Genomic DNA, 16,942 nt, shown 5'->3' with positions numbered 1-16,942 from the left:
GCAGGCGACGCAGTTTCGTAACCAGTGTCCACCGTTAACTAGTGCGCTGTTGTTAGTGCGGCTCGTGCCCCAAGGGACGCGGGCCGTTTTTACCTTTGTTTTCGTGGGCGGAAGCCGTTCCGCTGGCGCCCGCCCCCTTTCCTGACAGCACCACGCCGCCTATCGTGCACCTGCAGCATCATGATGAAGGGCTGGAGCAATGGATTGGCAGGCACATCGCCGCGAGGCGCATGCCCTGGGCCGCACCCAGGAATACCTCAAACAGATCGTCTATGGCGGCAATGACGGGATCGTCACGACCTTTGCCATCGTCGCGGGATTTGCCGGCGCCGCGGCCGATGGCGTGGCGCAGATCGGGGGGCTGGCGGTGCTGGTCTTCGGGCTTGCCAATCTCTTTGCCGATGCGGTCAGCATGGGGTTGGGTGAGTTTCTCTCGCTGAGATCACAACATGACCTTTACCGCGCGCGGCGTGAAAGCGAGTTGCAGGAGATCAGGCGCAACCCGCAACAGGAACAAATGGAGCTGTTCGAGATCCTGCGGCAGCGCGGGCTGCCCGCCGGTGAAGCCGACACCACCGCCGCCATACTGGCGCGCCACCCCGAGATGATGGCCGACCTGATGATGACCTATGAGTTCGGGATGCAGGACCCGGACGAGGAAAGCCCGGCATTGAACGGTCTTTTCACTTTTGGCGCCTTCGTGATCTTTGGCGCCGTCCCCCTTGTCCCCTATTTCATATATGAGCCTACCGGTCAGACATTCACGATGTCGCTTGCCACGACCTTTTCCGCCCTCGTGGCCCTTGGCCTCCTGCGATGGAATGCAACCGGCGAAAAGCTCCTGCGGTCGGTGGGCGAGACTGTCCTGGTGGGGACAGTCTGCGCGCTTGTCGCGTATCTTGTGGGGTGGATTGTCGGCGGTTAACCGATCATGCCCCCGGCATCGCCGAGGTCGTCGAAATGGCGCTTCAACCGCTGCAGCGCGATGCGCAGAACGATCTTGCCGGACCGCGCGGACCAGCCCATGCGCTTTTCGGCACGCTCCAGCCCTTCGAGATAACAGCAGCAGCGCAGCGCCACATCCCCAAGGCCAGGCCCCAGGTCGCGAAGCGCATTGGTGACCCGCACTCGGGCAGCCTCGGCCCCGCGGGCAGATCCGTCAAGCGGCGCAATGGCGCGTTCCGTATTGGTGAGGAACTTGTCCCAGTTGGCCTCGTTCCGGCGGCTCATCTGGGCCAGTTCGAAGTCTTCGCGCAACCGTTCACCGGCGCGCACCAGATCGCTGGACAGGAAGGGTTCCCCGTCCCGGTCCTTGCGGCGCGCCAGGGCGGACAAGGGCGTTTCAGCCATGTTGTAGCGCACACGTTTGGAGGGGTTGGCCCGGGGTTTCGCCTCGTCGCGCAGATCCGTATTGGCGGCCCCGAACGGCCCATCGAAAGATGCCTGCGCCTCGGCGAAACCGACGGCCTTGTTTTCAGCTTCGGCCAGCATCATGTTCAACGCGGTCCGGCCTGAGCGGGTGATGTGATAGCGCGCGATACGGCCCGGCGCATCGCAGGCAATCCACTCCTTGAGCGCCATCGCCTCCGCGATCTCGCGATCCACGATACCGGTGCGTACCGATTGCCCGTCACCGGTCTCACGCACCACCACCGCCTTGTCCATCTCGGCCGCGACGGCCAGCACGGCACCGGTTTCACACAGGTTTCGAAGAATGCGCTTGCTTTCTTCCTTCAGCCGCCCCTCCGACAGAGCTTCGTTCTCGGGTTCAGTCTTTGGCAGTGCACTCATCTTGCTCTCCATAAAGGAAGAACCGGTGTTTTCCACTCTGTAGAACTGTCGGCCCAATCGGCGCAGCGCCTGGTCCACCAGCAGATCATCGCGGCGCGCTTCGAAGCTGCGGATCTGGCGCAAAACGGTCGAGGCATGACAGCCTGCATCGCGCGCCAGGGCCCGGATGGGTGTACCGATCTCGGTATGCATGAGGTAGTGCGAAACAGTGTCCGGAACCCAGGACGGCAGCTGCTCACCGCTGTCCTCCATTCCCCCATACTGCCCCAATGACCTTCCTCGTGCCAATCCGTCACCCAACTCTTGGACCGTTTATCCACAGATTTTCCACAACCTAAGCGAGTAATTATTACCGGTTCGTTAATTGTTGCGAACTTTACAACCATTGTTTCTAGGGTGTGAACAATTGCCCTGCGTTGCGAACGGCGGATTGGCGTCCGGCGCAACACCCGTATTGGTTGTGCCAACAATAGGTCGACTCAAATTGGGGAGAGGCACCATGAAAGACCTTCTGACAAAACTCGACAACCTTAAGCGGCCACGCCTTTTGATCCGCGCAGCCCGCATCGGCATGGGGGATTACCGCCGTGACGTGCACCTGCGACGGCATCTGGGGCATGGCCCGCTGCCGCGCAGCAGTGCGGCGCTGGAACAGCTTGTCGAGATTGAGTCAGGCATGAATGAGCAGCGCCGCGAACGTAATGCGGGCTACTCATCCATACGTCATGTCGATCTTCTGATCGCGATGATGGCCGAGGCGCGCATCGTGCGCGCCACGCAGGCCGATATCGTTCCCCTGCGCAAATGCGTCAGGTGAAAGAATCTGGCATAGAGGCTTTCTTTTCAGCCACATAGGCGGACAGCGCCTGAGAAATCGCCGGGTCGAGCGCAGGCTGCTGATAGTTGTTCAGCAGATACGCAACCCGGTCGGTTGCCAGCTTGTAGGTATCGCGCTCGCCCTCTTCGGCCCAGGTCTCGAACGGCTTGTAATCAAACAGGTTCGATTTCCAGAACGCCGTCTTGAAGTTGTTCTGGGTGTGGGCGCAGCCAAGGTAATGCCCGCCGGGTCCGACCTCGCGGATGGCGTCCATGGCCTGGCCGTTTTCGTCAACCGGAATGCCCTGCGCCATGTGGTGCAGCACGCCGAGCTGATCCGCGTCCATCACGAATTTCTCGAAGTCCGCAACCAGCCCGCCTTCGAGCCAGCCGCAGGAATGCAGCATGAAGTTCACACCTGCCATCAGACCCATGTTGAGACTGTTCGCCGTTTCATAGGCCGCCTGCGCGTCGGGCAGCTTGGAGCCACAGAAAGATCCCGAAGACCGGAACGGCAGGTTCAGGCGTCGCGCCAACTGCCCAGCGCCATAGGTCACCAGCGACGCCTCGGGTGTCCCGAAGGTCGGCGCACCGGAGCCCATGTCGATCGAGCTGACGAAGGCGCCGAAGATCGCCGGCGCACCGGGACGCACAAGCTGGTTATAGGCGACGCCAGCCATCACTTCGGCTAACACCTGGGTCAATGTCCCGGCGACCGATACCGGCGCCATGGCACCACCCACGATGAAGGGTGAGATGATGCAGGCCTGGTTGTTCTGGGCATAGACCTCAAGCGCGCCCATCATCACATCGTCGAAAGTCATCGGCGAGTTGATGTTGGTAAGCGAAGTCATGACCGTGTTCTGCTGCACGAACTCTTCGCCAAAGAGGATACCGCACATATCGACACTGTCCTGCGCGCGGCTTGGATCGGTCACCGACCCCATGAACGGCTTGTCGCTGAGGGTCATGTGCGACAGGAGCATGTCCAGGTGGCGCTTGTTCACAGGGATATCGGTTGGCTCACAGACCGTCCCGCCGGAATGGTGCAGCCACTTCGACATATAGGCCAGCTTCACGAACTTGTTGAAATCATCCATCGTCGCATAGCGGCGGCCGCCCTGGGCATCGCGCACGAAGGGCGGGCCGTAGACCGGGGCCAGCACCAGGTTCTTGCCGCCGATGACAACCGATTTTTCCGGGTTGCGCGCGTGTTGGGTGAATTCCGATGGTGCGGTCGAGCAGAGCTTGCGCGCCAGGCCCCGCGGCAGGCGCACCCGCTCGCCATCCACATCCGCCCCCGCTTCGCGCCAGCGTTCCAGCGCCGCGGGATTGTCGACGAAGTTCACGCCAACCTCTTCAAGGATCGTGTCGGCATTATGCTCGATGATTTCGAGCGCCTCGTCGTTCAGGACTTCGAAATTCGGAATGTTCCGTTGAATATATTTTGCAGTCTCGATGCTGACTGCGGTCCGTTCCGCCCGTCGGGCGGCCCCACCGCCACCGCGTCCACGTCTGCGGGCTGATGCCTCGGCCATATTCGTTACCTTTGTCTTGCTGAGCGCCCACAGCAGGCGCCGATTGACCATTTTTACCGCGCCCCTGCGGCGGGCCACGGGAGGTTTCCGCCCTCTGAGGCGGGAAAACGACATTGTGGGTCGCAGGACATGTTTTTGAACGAGCCATCGCCAAGTCTTGCGGAATCCCGGCCCTTGGCCTACGAGGCAGACATGAGCCAGACATCCCATGACCGCCTTCTGATCATCGACTTCGGCAGCCAGGTAACGCAGCTTATTGCCCGCCGCCTGCGCGAATTGAACGTCTATTGCGAAATCCACCCCTACCAGAACGTCACCGATGATTTCCTGACCCGCTTTGCACCCAAGGCCATCATCTTTTCCGGCGGCCCCGATTCGGTTGTGCGCGACGGCAGCCCCCGTCCCCCCAAGGCCGCCTATACGATGGGCGTACCAATACTGGGGATCTGCTATGGCCAACAGGTGATGATGCAGGATCTTGGCGGCACCGTCGAAGGTGGCAAGATCTCGGGTGGTGGCGGCACCGCGGAATTTGGCCGCGCCTTTGTCACCCCCGCGGGTGAGGCGCTGCCGCTGCTTGACGGCTGGTTTACTGAAGGGCGCGAACAGGTCTGGATGAGCCACGGCGATCACGTCAGCAAGCTCGCCCCCGGGTTCGAGGTTTTCGGTACATCACCCAACGCGCCCTATGCGATCACCGCGGACCCGGCCCGGCAATTTTACGCGGTACAGTTCCACCCCGAGGTGCACCACACCCCGAACGGCAAGACGCTCTATGAGAATTTCGTGCGCGCCGCGGGCTTTACCGGCGACTGGACGATGGGCGCCTATCGCGAGGAGGCGATCCGCAAGATCCGCGAACAGGTCGGCGACAAGCAGGTCATCTGCGGCCTTTCCGGTGGCGTCGACAGTTCGGTTGCGGCGGTGCTCATTCACGAGGCTATCGGCGATCAGCTGACCTGCGTTTTCGTCGATCACGGGCTTCTGCGGCAGAACGAGGCGGACGAGGTCGTGACCATGTTCCGCGACAATTACAACATCCCGCTCATTCACGCCGACGAATCCGAGCTTTTCCTAGGCGAACTCGACGGCCAGTCCGACCCCGAGACCAAGCGCAAGATCATCGGCAAGCTCTTCATCGACGTGTTCCAGAAACACGCGAATTCGATCGAGGGGGCCGAATTCCTTGCGCAGGGCACGCTTTACCCAGACGTGATCGAATCCGTCAGCTTCTCGGGCGGCCCGTCGGTCACCATCAAATCGCACCATAATGTGGGCGGATTGCCGGAAAAAATGGGCCTGAAGCTGGTCGAACCGCTGCGCGAACTTTTCAAGGACGAGGTGCGGGCGCTTGGCCGCGAACTCGGGTTGCCGGACAGTTTCATCGGCCGCCACCCCTTCCCCGGCCCCGGCCTTGCCATCCGCTGCCCCGGTGAGATCACCCGCGACAAGCTCGAGATTCTGCGCAAGGCCGATGCGGTCTATATCGACCAGATCCGCAAACACGGGCTTTACGATGAGATCTGGCAGGCGTTTGTCGCGATCCTGCCGGTGCGGACCGTGGGCGTGATGGGCGACGGGCGCACCTATGATTTCGCCTGCGCCCTGCGCGCCGTGACGTCGGTTGATGGCATGACGGCGGATTACTACCCGTTCAGCCACGAGTTCCTGGGCGAGACCGCCACGCGGATCATCAACGAGGTCACCGGCATCAACCGCGTGACCTATGACATCACGTCGAAACCCCCCGGCACGATCGAGTGGGAGTAGAGCTCAACTTGCAGGCCATCGATAGCAGTACTTCGTCGCACGAATTCTGTGCCGGCAAGGTTTAAACAGTAATTTCAAGAAATTCCTCGCCGGCCAGCTTATGCCGTTTCTTGCCCAATCCGGTCGATCGCAGGTATCAAACTGGACAAAAGCCAATCACACCGTCAGAAAGATAACAAAAAGTTGTTCTACCACGATATGGAAGAATGAGGGGTGTCTGCGTTCTGGTAAAAGGTGGGGTGGCGTAGTGAAGAATTTTATTGCCAAGCGGCTGAAGAAATTTCCCGCTCGATTTGGTCTCCGGCCGGTCGAAGAGAATGACCGGGTTAATTCCTACACCATTATGGGAAGAGCTTTGTCCTACGCGCGCCTGGACAGCGAAATGCAGAAATTCCTGACCCACAGCAAAAGCCAACATGGTCAGGACTGGCTTGTGGAAAAACTGACCGGCCAGAAACCGAATGAAGGCTACTTCGTTGAGTTTGGCGCCGTTAACGGCATTCAGAACAGCAACACCTACTACATGGAAAAGATCCTGGGCTGGAAGGGTATCGTCGGTGAACCGGCGCGGAAATGGCATGAAGCGCTGCGCAAGAACCGGGGCTGCTCCATAGAAACACGATGCGTCTACAAGAACACGGGCGATCAGCTGGAATTTGTCGAGACCGGAAGCTGGATGGGCGGGAACACCCTGAGCGCGCACAAGAATGACGATGGTGCTTATCGCGAAATAAGCGACAGATATATCGTGGATACGATTTCGCTCAATGATCTGCTGAAAACTCACAACGCCCCCAAGTATATCGACTTCATGTCGGTAGACACCGAGGGGAGCGAGTTTGAAATTCTGAACGCTTTCGATTTCAGCCAGGCCAGCTTTGGAGTGATCCTGGTGGAGCACAATCGGGTTGAGACCAAAAGACAAGCCATTCGGTCATTGCTCGAGGAAAACGGCTACAAGCATATGCAAATCCCCGAAGAGATTTCGGTGGTCGATGACTGGTATGCATCCGCCAACATATACAAGGCATTCGAGGCCCTGGTCGCAAAGCAATCTGCCTAGATCCCTGCGAACTATATTGGCTTTGGCGCAGAAATAGTAGACAAACATCTTGAAACAGGGCGGAGCAGACGTGACTTCGGCCCATCCTAAGCGAAATCATCCAGAGAACTGGCGGGTGAACCGATTTGAACAAACCTGCGCTGTGGTCCCGTGACTTTGACCACCCAAAGCGATAGCGGCCAAACACTGCGGGCCGCCCTTTGGATGATCGGCGCGATTGTGTCGTTCACGATGATGGCAGTGGCCGGTCGTGCGGTCAGTTTCGAACTCGATACGTTCGAGATCATGATGTACCGCAGTTTCGTCGGCACCCTCATCGTCATCGCCTGTCTCACGGCGACCGGCACCTGGGATCGGGTCCGGTTTACGCACACCCGGCTGCACCTGGTGCGCAACGGGTTTCACTTCATGGGGCAGAACCTCTGGTTCTACGCGCTGACGGCGATCCCGTTGGCGCAGGTGTTTGCGCTTGAGTTTACCTCGCCGCTTTGGGTGCTGGTCCTGTCGCCGCTGATCCTGGGCGAGCGATTGACGCGCATTCGGGCGATCTCGGCCATTGTCGGCTTCATCGGTATCCTGATCGTCGCCCGGCCCAGCCCCGAGACGATCAACGCGGGCACCATCGCGGCGGCAACGGCGGCGATCGGTTTCGCCGGGGCAATCATGTTCACCAAGAGACTGACCCGTGTGACGACACTGGCCAGCATCCTTTTCTACCTCACCGTGACGCAGAGCCTCTTTGGCATCATCTTCGCCGGGGCCGACGGCGACATCGCCCTGCCCTCCGCCCCGGCGCTGCCCTGGCTCATCGTGATTGGCATCGGCGGGCTGGTGGCGCATTTCTGCATGACGACCGCGCTGTCGATCGCACCGGCAACGGTTGTGACACCGGTGGATTTCACCCGCCTGCCGGTCATCGCCATCATCGGGGCGCTTTTCTACAACGAACCGATCGACGCTTTGGTCATTCTGGGCGCCGTGATCATCTTCGGGGCTAATTACCTGAATATATGGTCAGAAACGCGAAAATAGCCCGGCATCAACAAATTTTCGCGTATAAAGTGTGTCACGTAAAACACCTATCACATTCGATCACAATGTGACGCGGCGTTAGTATTTGACGATCACGTAACTGCCTATAAGCATCGACCCCAATGTTTTTCGGAGGAGAGGGAACATGAGGAAACATGCATTGGCAGCCACCGCGCTGACCATCGCCACGACAGGCGTCGCCCACGCCGGTGGCATCGGACGCGACGGAGACCGTTCGCAGATTCTGTTTGAAGAGGGCAGGAACTATGTCGAGTTCACGGCGTCCGCGGTCGACCTGAATGTCAGCGGCTCGCTGCTCGGCGGCGCACTGGGCTCCGGCAACATCCAGAAGAGCTTTCTGAGCTTCTCGGGGGCCTACAAGTTCCAGCCGAACGATCAATGGGCCTTTGCCATCGTTGCCAATGAACCGGTTGGTGCCGACGTGGCGTATACCGCCGGTACCCCCTACCCGTTCTCCGGCTCTAGCGCCACGGTCGAATCGATCGCTGTGACCGGCTATGTGAAGTACAACTTCAGCGAACGTGTCAGCGCCTATGGTGGTCTGCGCGTACAGGGCCTCACCGGTGACCTGGCGATCCGCACCGCCGGCCTGCCGCTGCCGCCGGTCTACAACCTGAACGTCGATCAGGATTTCCGCTTCGGTTATGTCGTCGGTGCCGCCTACCAGATCCCGGATATCGCGATGAAGGTCGCGCTGACCTACGAATCCGAGATCGAGCACAGCTTCATCGACAACACCGGCACCAATTTCGACGTGACCATCCCGCAGGCCGTGACCCTGCACGCCCAAAGCGGCATCTCGCAGAACACGCTTCTCTTCGGGTCGATCCGTTGGCAGGAGTGGACCGAGTTCCAGATCCGCCCGCTCGACTTCCTGGGTGGCGCGGTCGCCATCGCCAGCGAGCCGTCGGACATCTGGACCTATGAGCTGGGTGTTGGTCAGCGGTTCAACGAGAACTGGTCGGGCGCCCTTACCGTGGGCTACGAAGAAGACCAGGGCGACATCGTCGGCAACCTGTCGGGTAAAGACGGCTTCACCAGCTTCGGCGTGGCCATGAAATACAAGAAAGAAGGCTGGGAAGTGACCACCGGCATCAAGTATTTCGACATCGGCAGCACACGCACCAGCATTGGCGCCAACTTCTCGGGCAACGACGCGGTTGCCGCGGGCGTCAAGGTCGGCTTCCGCTTCTGATCGCCTGCCATGCGACATCTAAACCCGCCCGTTCGCCCGGGCGGGTTTTTTCGTGGCCGGTATCGTTAGGGTTTGACCCGCCCCGCCCCGCTTTGTACCAAAGCGCAAAAGGGACAGGCGATGATCTATACTTCCGCAAAAGACTGGCTTGGGGCCTCCCATAAGCGCGTGCTGTTCTACGGCATGTCCGGCCTGGGCAAGACCCACTTGTCCAACATGCTGCGGGATCACGGCGATTGGTTCCACTACTCCATCGACTACCGCATCGGCACCAGGTACATGGGCGAACTCATCGCCGACAACGCCAAGGCACATGCGATGAAGGTGCCGTTCCTGCGCGAACTGTTCCTGACGGATTCGATCTATATCGGCTCCAACATCACCTTCAACAACCTGGCCCCCGTTTCGACCTACCTGGGCAAACCGGGCGACCCGGCCAAGGGCGGCATGCCGATTGACGAATACCGCCGCCGGCAGGAACAGTTCCGCCGGGCCGAAATCGCCGCGCTCAATGACACCGGCTATTTCATAGAGCGCGCGCAAACACTTTATGGTTACCCGAACTTTATCTGTGACACCGGCGGGTCGATCTGCGAATGGGTCGATGGCAATGATCCCGACGATCCGTTGCTACGCGAATTGGCGTCACAATGCCTTCTAGTGCGGATCGAAGGCAGCGAAACCCATACGCAGGAGCTGATCCGCCGTTTTGATCGCGCCCCGAAACCGATGGCCTATCAGTCGCAGTTTCTGGATGCCGCCTGGGGCGAATATCTGAGCGAAAACAATATTTCACCGGATGATATTGATCCTAACGCCTTCATCCGCTGGACCTATGCCCGCGCCCTGGCGCACCGCAAGCCGCGCTATGAGGCGATGGCCCCCTGGGGCATCACCGTTTCCGCCGACCAGGTCGCCGCGGTGACCTCGTCCGAGGATTTCGACGCGATGATCGCGGCCGCGCTCGACGCGGCCTGACGCCTCGACGCCACGGCTGGCAATCGCGGCAAAAACTCCCTATCTCTTCGGCTCATTCACCTAAGGACAGAACCAATGCCCATCAAGATCCCCGCCAACCTTCCCGCCTATGACGTGCTGACGCGCGAAGGCGTGATGGTCATGGACGAGGATCAGGCCGCACGGCAGGATATCCGCCCCCTGCGCATCGGGCTTCTGAACCTGATGCCCAAGAAGATCCAGACCGAGAACCAGTTCGCCCGCCTCATTGGTGCCACGCCTTTGCAGATCGAACTGAGCCTCATCCGGATGAGCGAACACCGCACCCGCAACACGGCGGCGGAACATATGGCGAGTTTCTATCGCCCGTTTTCCGAGGTGTTCGAAAGCGGCGAGAAGTTCGACGGCCTGCTCATCACCGGCGCGCCCATTGAGCATCTTGAGTTCGACAAGGTGACCTATTGGCAGGAATTGCGCCAGGTTTTCGATTGGACCCAGACCAACGTGCATTCCACCTTCGGCGTCTGCTGGGGCGGGATGGGGATGATCAACCATTTCCACGGGGTCAAGAAACACATCCTGCCGGCCAAGGCTTTTGGGTGTTTCCGGCACCGCAACATGGCGCCCGCCTCGCCCTATTTGCGCGGGTTTTCCGATGATTGCGTGATCCCGGTCAGCCGTTGGACCGAGATGCTGCAATCCGAGATCGACGCGGCCACCGGCCTCAACACGCTTTTGCACAGTGACGAGGTCGGCCCCTGCCTGGTCGAAGATCCCGCGCATCGCGCGCTCTATATCTTCAACCACTTGGAATATGACAGCGACACCCTAAAACAAGAGTATGACCGTGATGTATCCGCCGGTGCGCCGATCAACGTGCCGTGTAACTATTACCCCGGGGACGACCCTAGCCAACCGCCACAGAACCGCTGGCGCAGCCACGCGCATCTGCTCTATGGCAACTGGATCTCCGAGATCTACGAAACCACGCCGTTCGATATCTCCAAGATCGGTCTTGAGAGCACCGACCTGCGGGCCTGATCCATGAGCTTCGCGATCAAAGCCTCTCTGCTTCTGCTCGTTGCGCTCGTCGCGGGCTGCTCCGTGCTGGCGGAAAAACGCGAGAGCACGGCGCGCGAGGCCTATCCGCCTCTGGGCCAGGTCCTCGACGTCGACGGGACCCGCGTCCATGCCTGGGTCTCCGGCTCGGGGCCTGACCTGGTCCTGATCCACGGTGCCGGGGGCAACCTGCGGGAATTCACCTTCGATCTCGCCGGGCAGTTGACCGACCGCTACCGCGTGATCGCGTTTGACCGGCCCGGCCATGGCTGGACCGACCGGCTGCCGGGCTACGGCGGGCTGGGCAGCACCAAAGGCGAAAGCCCGATGGAACAGGCCGCCCTTCTGCAAAAGGCCGCCGCGAAACTGGGTGTTGAGCGGCCAATCGTGGTGGGCCATTCCTATGGCGGCGCGGTGGCGCTGGCCTGGGGCCTGAGCCAGCCGGAGGACACCGCTGCCCTGGTCACCCTCGGCGGTGTCTCCAATCCCTGGCCCGGTGAGCTTGACCGGCTCTACAAGGTCACCGGCTCCGCGGTCGGCGGCGCGACGGTTGTGCCGCTCATCACCGCCCTTGCGCCGGAAAAACGCATCGACACCGCCATTGCCTCCATTTTCGATCCGCAGGACCCGCCGGAGGGCTATATCGACTATATCGGTGCCGAACTGACCCTGCGCCGCGAAGCCCTGCGCGCGAACGGTCAGCAGGTCAAAAGCCTGCGGCCTCATATCGTCGAGATGGAGCGGCAATATGCGACCGTCCTGACCATGCCGCTTGAAATCGTTCATGGGACCGCTGACGAAACCGTCCCGATCGACGTCCATGCGGAGAAGATCGTGACCCAGGCCCCGCGTGCCAACCTGACGCGGCTTCCGGGGATCGGTCACATGCCGCACCATGCCGCCCGTGCCGAAACCCTCGCGGCAATCGACCGCGCCGCTGCCCGCGCGGGCCTCTAGCCTCAGATTGCACCCGCCGCTCAGAGCGGCCATAGTACGGGAAAAACAGGAGAGGCCCATGCAGTTGCCCTTTGACGGTGCCATCAGCGCCTATTTCGAGAACGATGCACCCGAAACGGTCCGCAATGCCATTCGCCGGGCGGAAAAAGGCGACATCATCGACGCCTCCTACCCGCATTCCGAACGCATGCCACGCAAGGCCTATGAGCAGGACATCGCGAAGCTCCAGATCGAGCTGGTCAAGATGCAGGCCTGGGCCAAGGAGAGCGGCGCGCGTATCGCCATGGTCTTCGAAGGCCGCGATGCCGCGGGCAAGGGCGGCACGATCAAACGGTTCCGCGAAAACCTCAACCCACGTGGTGCCAGGGTGGTGGCGCTGTCGAAACCGACCGAGGCCGAGGCCACGCAATGGTATTTCCAACGCTATATCGACCACCTGCCCTCGGGCGGGGAAATCGTGTTTTACGACCGAAGCTGGTACAATCGTGGCGTGGTCGAGAAGGTGTTCGGATTTTGCACTGACGAACAGCGCGCGCATTTCTTCACGCAGGCCCCGGATTTCGAGAAAATGCTTGTTGATGAAGGCATTACCCTCGTCAAATTCTGGCTGAACGTGGGTCGGGCGGAGCAGTTGCGGCGGTTCCTCAAACGCGAAAACGATCCTCTGAAGCAGTGGAAGTTAAGCTGGATCGATGTTGAGGGCTTGAAGAAATGGGATGACTATTCCACAGCCATTCGCGAAACGCTGGATCGGACCCATACGGATGTCGCGCCCTGGACGGTGATCCGATCCGATGACAAGCGCCGCGCGCGGCTGGCCGCCATCCGGCACCTGCTGCAATCGGTCGATTACGCCCATAAGGACGCCGCGGCCATCGGCAGCATTGATGCAAGCGTCTGCGGCGGCCCCGAGATCTGGGATGCCTAAACGCGGCTATCATCACGGCAATCTGCGCCAGGCGCTGGTCGAAGCAGCCCTGCAGTTGATCGAGGCCAAGGGACCGACCGGCTTCACCCTCTCGGAGGCGGCGAAACAGGCGGGCGTGACCCCGGCGGCAGTCTATCGTCATTTCGAGGGCCGCGAGGACCTGATTGCGGAGGCCGCGCGTCAGGGCTACGAGGTTTTTGCCGACCTGATGCAGCACGCCTATGACAAGGGGCAACCTTCGGCCCTGGCGAGTTTCGAGGCGACGGGGCGCGCTTATCTCGCCTTCGCGCGCCGCTATCCCGGCCATTACATCGCGATGTTCGAAAGCGGGATATCGGTCAATCGCACGCCTGAACTGGCCGCGATTTCCGGTCGGGCGCGCAAGGTGCTCGAGCGCGCCGCCGAGGAGTTGAGCGAACATATCCCCCCGGAAAAACGCCCGCCCCCGGCGATGTTTTCGGCCCATGTCTGGGCGCTCAGCCACGGTGTTGTCGAACTTTTCGCCCGGAATTCACCGGGCACCCAAAGCCCCTTCCCGCCCGAGGATCTGCTGGAAACCGGGATCGGCGTCTATCTCCGTGGATTGGGGCTGATCCCGCCGGACGAGTAGGGCCTAGCGCGCGCCGTAATGGGCAGAAATCAAGGGGCCAACGCTGACCGCGCCCCGCGTGGAGAGGTGGTCGCTATCGCGATAGAGCACGGTGTCATCAAGGAACCACGCATACCGCTCGCCCTCGGCAAAGAAATCCGTAAGGGACAAGACCTCGACCTCATCCTGTTGCGCGACCCCGGCCAGGACAGAATCGGCATAGCTCATCAATGCGTCATGACGCGCGCGCTTGACGAAACTCGCCGCGAATTTCTCTCTTGCCTGCTCGGGCGACACACCTTGTAACATCGCTTGCAGCAACACGTTTTCCGGCAGCACCCATTGCTGTGGCACCTGTTCGATCAGGACAACACGGATCCCCGCCTGACGGAAAAAATTGACGGTGTTCTCAATCCCGGCTTCGAAACCGGCCCGGCGCTCCTCGTCGCTCTTGACCCGGCCACCGGCGGTTTGGGTCAGCGCAAAGCTACTCTCGTCGCCGCCGTAATCCCCGGTGGCGTAAAGGCTCCAGCGGGAGGCGATAAAGACCGTATCCACCTGGGCCACGACCGCCTGATTGGCCAGGTGCTGGACAATATTGGCGCAGATCAGCGCCTCGGCCCCGCCACTTGCCAGGTAGACGCCAAGCAATGGCGGACAGGCCGCCCGGACACCGCGCATCACGGTGACATCATGATCCTGCGAAACACGCTCAAAAGCTGGCAAGATGGACTGCGCGTGGCTGTCGCCCAGCAAAGCCACGGCTCCCACTGGCGCGTCGGGGCGGTAGATCGTGCACAACCTGCCCTCTTCCATCGCCTCCTGATCCTGACAGATATCCTCGCGGCGAATTTCATAAAGCTGCTTGCGCCATTCGGTCATGAGCCCCGGCGTGGTCTCTTCGACGCGGAACGGAAACCCCTTTGAAAGATCGCCCCAGGTGCCAAAGCCTGCAAAAATCGCGATGCCAAGGGCACTCGCCTGCAAGAGCCGTCGGCGCTCCGGCAACCAGGTGCGGCGGCGGAACGGTGTCTCGACATAGCGCCAGGTCAGCCAGGCGAGCGCCAGCGACGCAAGGGCCAGCCCGCTCATCAGGAGAAGCGATGGCTCCGACACGCTGCGGATCCGGGCAAAAACAAAGAGCGGCTGGTGCCACAGATAGGCGCTGTAGCTGATGAGGCCGATCGCGACCATCGGTTTGACGGACAAAAGCCGGGCCACGATCGTCCCCGGTGCGGCAAAGAGGATGATGAGCACCGTCCCAAGAACGGGCACCACCGTGTAGACCGAGGGGAACGGCAGGCTGCCGTCGAAGAACACGATGCTGTAGAGGATCAACGCAAGGCCTGCGATGGCGCCCAGTTCGTTGCGCATCTGGGCGCGGTTGAAGAGCAGTGCCGCGCAGATCGACCCGGCCAGGAGTTCCCAGAGCCGCGATGGCGAGAAAAAGAAATTCTCGGTCGGGTAATTGCGCCACCCCCATTCCGCGAGAGCAAGCGACAGGGCCGACAGGATCAGGAAGACAAGAATAAACTTGGTGCGGACGAATTGGCCCAACGCCCACAGGACCAGCGGAAACAGCAGGTAATACTGCTCTTCTACCGCAAGGCTCCAGGTATGCAGAAGCGGCCGGAACTCCGCTCCGACATCGAAATACGAGGATTTTTCGAGGAAGTGGATGTTCGAGATGAACATCGCCGCATAGCTGAGGCTGCGGGCGTAATCCTCGAACGGGTCCGGGGGGATCCACCGCCACGCAAAGGGGATCGTGCAAACCAGCATGAAAAAGAGTGCCGGCAGGATGCGCCGCGCGCGCCGCTCGTAAAACCCCAGCAGCGAATAGGTGCCGTTTTCGCGCTCGGAGATCAGGATGGTGGTGATGAGGTAGCCGGAGATGACGAAAAAGACGTCAACGCCCACATAGCCGCCGCTGAACAGCGAAAAGCCCGCGTGAAACAGAATGACCGGCAAGACCGCGACTGAACGTAACCCATCAATCTCTGGACGGTACTTCATCGAAATTCTCAACTCGGAAATCGGGTTGGATGACCCCCACGAACACCCTTGGCCCTAAGTGCAAAGAGGCGCCGGGATTGGTCCTCGGCGCCTCTTCACGATCACATTGGCAGTTGCCCGCCTTAACGTTTCGAGAACTGGAAGCTCCGGCGCGCCTTGCGCTTACCGTACTTCTTCCGTTCGACCACGCGGCTGTCGCGGGTCAGGAAGCCCGCGGCCTTAAGCGCACCGCGCAGCGACGGATCATAAAGCTGCAGGGCTTTCGAGATACCGTGCTTGACCGCACCGGCCTGACCCGAAAGGCCACCGCCCTTGACGGTCGCCATCACGTCGAACTGATCTTCGACACCGGCAACCGAGAACGGCTGACGCAGGATCATCTGCAGAACGGGACGCGCGAAGTAAGCATTCATTTCCTTGCCGTTCACTTCGACCTTACCGGAGCCCGGTTTGATCCAGACACGGGCGACCGCGTCCTTCCGCTTGCCAGTGGCATAGGACCGGCCCAGTTCGTCACGGACGGGTTCACGCGGTTCAGCGGTTTCGACTACGGCATTGGCGATCGAACCTTCGGCGACCGCTTCCAGACCTTCGAGAGAGTTGATTTCTTCAGCCATCAGATTGCCACCCGGGTGTTCTTGGAGTTCATGGATTTCACATCCAGCACTTCGGGGCTTTGTGCCTCGTGGGGATGCTCGGTTCCGGCATAGACGCGCAGGTTAGTCATCTGCTTGCGGCTCAGGCGGTTGCCCGGCAGCATGCGCTTGACCGCCTGGGTCACAACACGCTCGGGATGTGCGCCTTCGAGGATCTGGCCGGTGGTGCGCGACTTGATGCCGCCCGGATGGCCAGTGTGCCAGTAGTTCGGCTTTTCACGCTTGTTGCCGGTCAGCTGGACCTTGTCGGCATTGATGACGATAACGTTGTCGCCCATATCCATGTTCGGTGTGAACGACGCCTTGTGCTTGCCGCGCAGGCGCATGGCGATGATCGACGCAAGACGGCCCAGGACAACGCCCTCGGCGTCGATCAGGATCCACTTCTTGTCGATATCTGCCGGTGTTGCAGAGAATGTTTTCATAAGGGGAAACCCTATTGTTTGACGTTCGAGGGCCAAGCCTATGCCTGTCCCGGAATTGATGGGCGGGTTATATAGGGTGCAAAGATCGCGTCAAGCCAATCAACGTCAATAAAAACATTCCAAATCAAC

Annotated in this window: 16 protein-coding genes; 11 read left to right on the top strand and 5 right to left on the bottom strand. The window is 60.5% G+C overall.

What is annotated here, in order from left to right; all coding sequences use genetic code 11:
* Window positions 1-199: 199 nt before the first annotated feature.
* Complete coding sequence (locus tag RBB29_RS19015) at window positions 200-925, top strand: VIT1/CCC1 transporter family protein (protein ID WP_306116370.1); 726 nt, start codon at window positions 200-202, stop codon at window positions 923-925.
* On the opposite strand, the gene RBB29_RS19010 is transcribed toward RBB29_RS19015, so the two are convergent.
* Window positions 922-2,043 (bottom strand): DUF6456 domain-containing protein, encoded by a 1,122-nt coding sequence (locus RBB29_RS19010; protein WP_306116371.1) that lies wholly within the window; start codon window positions 2,041-2,043, stop codon window positions 922-924. The two genes, RBB29_RS19015 and RBB29_RS19010, sit on opposite strands and share 4 nt — an antisense overlap.
* A gap of 247 nt (window positions 2,044-2,290) precedes the next feature.
* On the opposite strand from RBB29_RS19010, the gene RBB29_RS19005 reads away from it, so the two are divergent.
* A complete protein-coding gene (locus tag RBB29_RS19005; RefSeq protein ID WP_306116372.1) occupies window positions 2,291-2,608 on the top strand; it encodes a DUF6477 family protein in 318 nt (105 codons plus the stop codon).
* On the opposite strand, the gene RBB29_RS19000 is transcribed toward RBB29_RS19005, so the two are convergent.
* Window positions 2,601-4,145, bottom strand: a complete 1,545-nt coding sequence (locus RBB29_RS19000; protein WP_306116408.1) for a trimethylamine methyltransferase family protein — start codon at window positions 4,143-4,145, stop codon at window positions 2,601-2,603. The genes RBB29_RS19005 and RBB29_RS19000 overlap by 8 nt on opposite strands.
* Window positions 4,146-4,337: 192 nt before the next feature.
* Between RBB29_RS19000 and guaA the strand changes: the two genes are divergently transcribed.
* The 9 genes from guaA (at window position 4,338) to RBB29_RS18955 (ending at window position 13,737) form a co-directional block, all read left to right on the top strand.
* Window positions 4,338-5,915: a glutamine-hydrolyzing GMP synthase gene (gene guaA / locus RBB29_RS18995; RefSeq protein WP_306116373.1), complete on the top strand. Its 1,578-nt coding sequence runs from the start codon at window positions 4,338-4,340 to the stop codon at window positions 5,913-5,915.
* A 247-nt stretch (window positions 5,916-6,162) separates the two neighbouring features.
* Window positions 6,163-6,978, top strand: coding sequence for an FkbM family methyltransferase (locus tag RBB29_RS18990; RefSeq protein WP_306121204.1), 816 nt, complete (start codon window positions 6,163-6,165; stop codon window positions 6,976-6,978).
* Window positions 6,979-7,182: 204 nt separating this feature from the next.
* Window positions 7,183-8,010: a DMT family transporter gene (locus RBB29_RS18985; RefSeq protein ID WP_371931528.1), complete on the top strand. Its 828-nt coding sequence runs from the start codon at window positions 7,183-7,185 to the stop codon at window positions 8,008-8,010.
* Between the two features lie 145 nt (window positions 8,011-8,155).
* On the top strand, window positions 8,156-9,226 hold the full coding sequence (locus tag RBB29_RS18980) for an OmpP1/FadL family transporter (RefSeq protein ID WP_306116376.1): 1,071 nt from the start codon (window positions 8,156-8,158) through the stop codon (window positions 9,224-9,226).
* Window positions 9,227-9,346: 120 nt separating this feature from the next.
* Entirely contained in the window at window positions 9,347-10,204 is an 858-nt protein-coding gene (locus RBB29_RS18975) for an ATPase (protein ID WP_306116377.1), read from the top strand.
* A gap of 75 nt (window positions 10,205-10,279) precedes the next feature.
* A complete protein-coding gene (metA, locus tag RBB29_RS18970) occupies window positions 10,280-11,224 on the top strand; it encodes a homoserine O-succinyltransferase (RefSeq protein WP_306116378.1) in 945 nt (314 codons plus the stop codon).
* A gap of 3 nt (window positions 11,225-11,227) precedes the next feature.
* Window positions 11,228-12,199 carry an alpha/beta fold hydrolase gene (locus RBB29_RS18965; protein WP_306116379.1) on the top strand — a complete coding sequence of 324 codons (972 nt, stop codon included), beginning with the start codon at window positions 11,228-11,230 and terminating at the stop codon, window positions 12,197-12,199.
* Window positions 12,200-12,257: 58 nt separating this feature from the next.
* Window positions 12,258-13,127, top strand: coding sequence for a polyphosphate kinase 2 (gene ppk2, locus RBB29_RS18960; RefSeq protein WP_306116380.1), 870 nt, complete (start codon window positions 12,258-12,260; stop codon window positions 13,125-13,127).
* Window positions 13,120-13,737 (top strand): TetR/AcrR family transcriptional regulator, encoded by a 618-nt coding sequence (locus tag RBB29_RS18955; RefSeq protein WP_306116381.1) that lies wholly within the window; start codon window positions 13,120-13,122, stop codon window positions 13,735-13,737. The genes ppk2 and RBB29_RS18955 overlap by 8 nt, the downstream gene beginning before the upstream one ends.
* Window positions 13,738-13,740: 3 nt before the next feature.
* Here RBB29_RS18955 and RBB29_RS18950 read toward each other — a convergent pair whose 3' ends face one another.
* The 3 genes from RBB29_RS18950 to rplM all read right to left on the bottom strand — a co-directional run bounded on the left by RBB29_RS18950 (window position 13,741) and on the right by rplM (window position 16,813).
* Window positions 13,741-15,732 (bottom strand): acyltransferase family protein, encoded by a 1,992-nt coding sequence (locus RBB29_RS18950; RefSeq protein WP_306116382.1) that lies wholly within the window; start codon window positions 15,730-15,732, stop codon window positions 13,741-13,743.
* 122 nt (window positions 15,733-15,854) lie between these two features.
* On the bottom strand, window positions 15,855-16,349 hold the full coding sequence (gene rpsI, locus RBB29_RS18945; RefSeq protein WP_306116383.1) for a 30S ribosomal protein S9: 495 nt from the start codon (window positions 16,347-16,349) through the stop codon (window positions 15,855-15,857).
* On the bottom strand, window positions 16,349-16,813 hold the full coding sequence (gene rplM, locus RBB29_RS18940) for a 50S ribosomal protein L13 (RefSeq protein ID WP_306116384.1): 465 nt from the start codon (window positions 16,811-16,813) through the stop codon (window positions 16,349-16,351). Before rplM ends, rpsI begins: the two co-directional genes overlap by 1 nt.
* Between the last annotated feature and the right edge of the window lie 129 nt (window positions 16,814-16,942).

Source organism: Roseovarius sp. MMSF_3359 (assembly GCF_030733385.1).
GTDB lineage: Bacteria > Pseudomonadota > Alphaproteobacteria > Rhodobacterales > Rhodobacteraceae > Roseovarius.
Note: the sequence above shows the minus strand (reverse complement) of the source record. Positions and strands in the feature narration are given on the sequence as shown.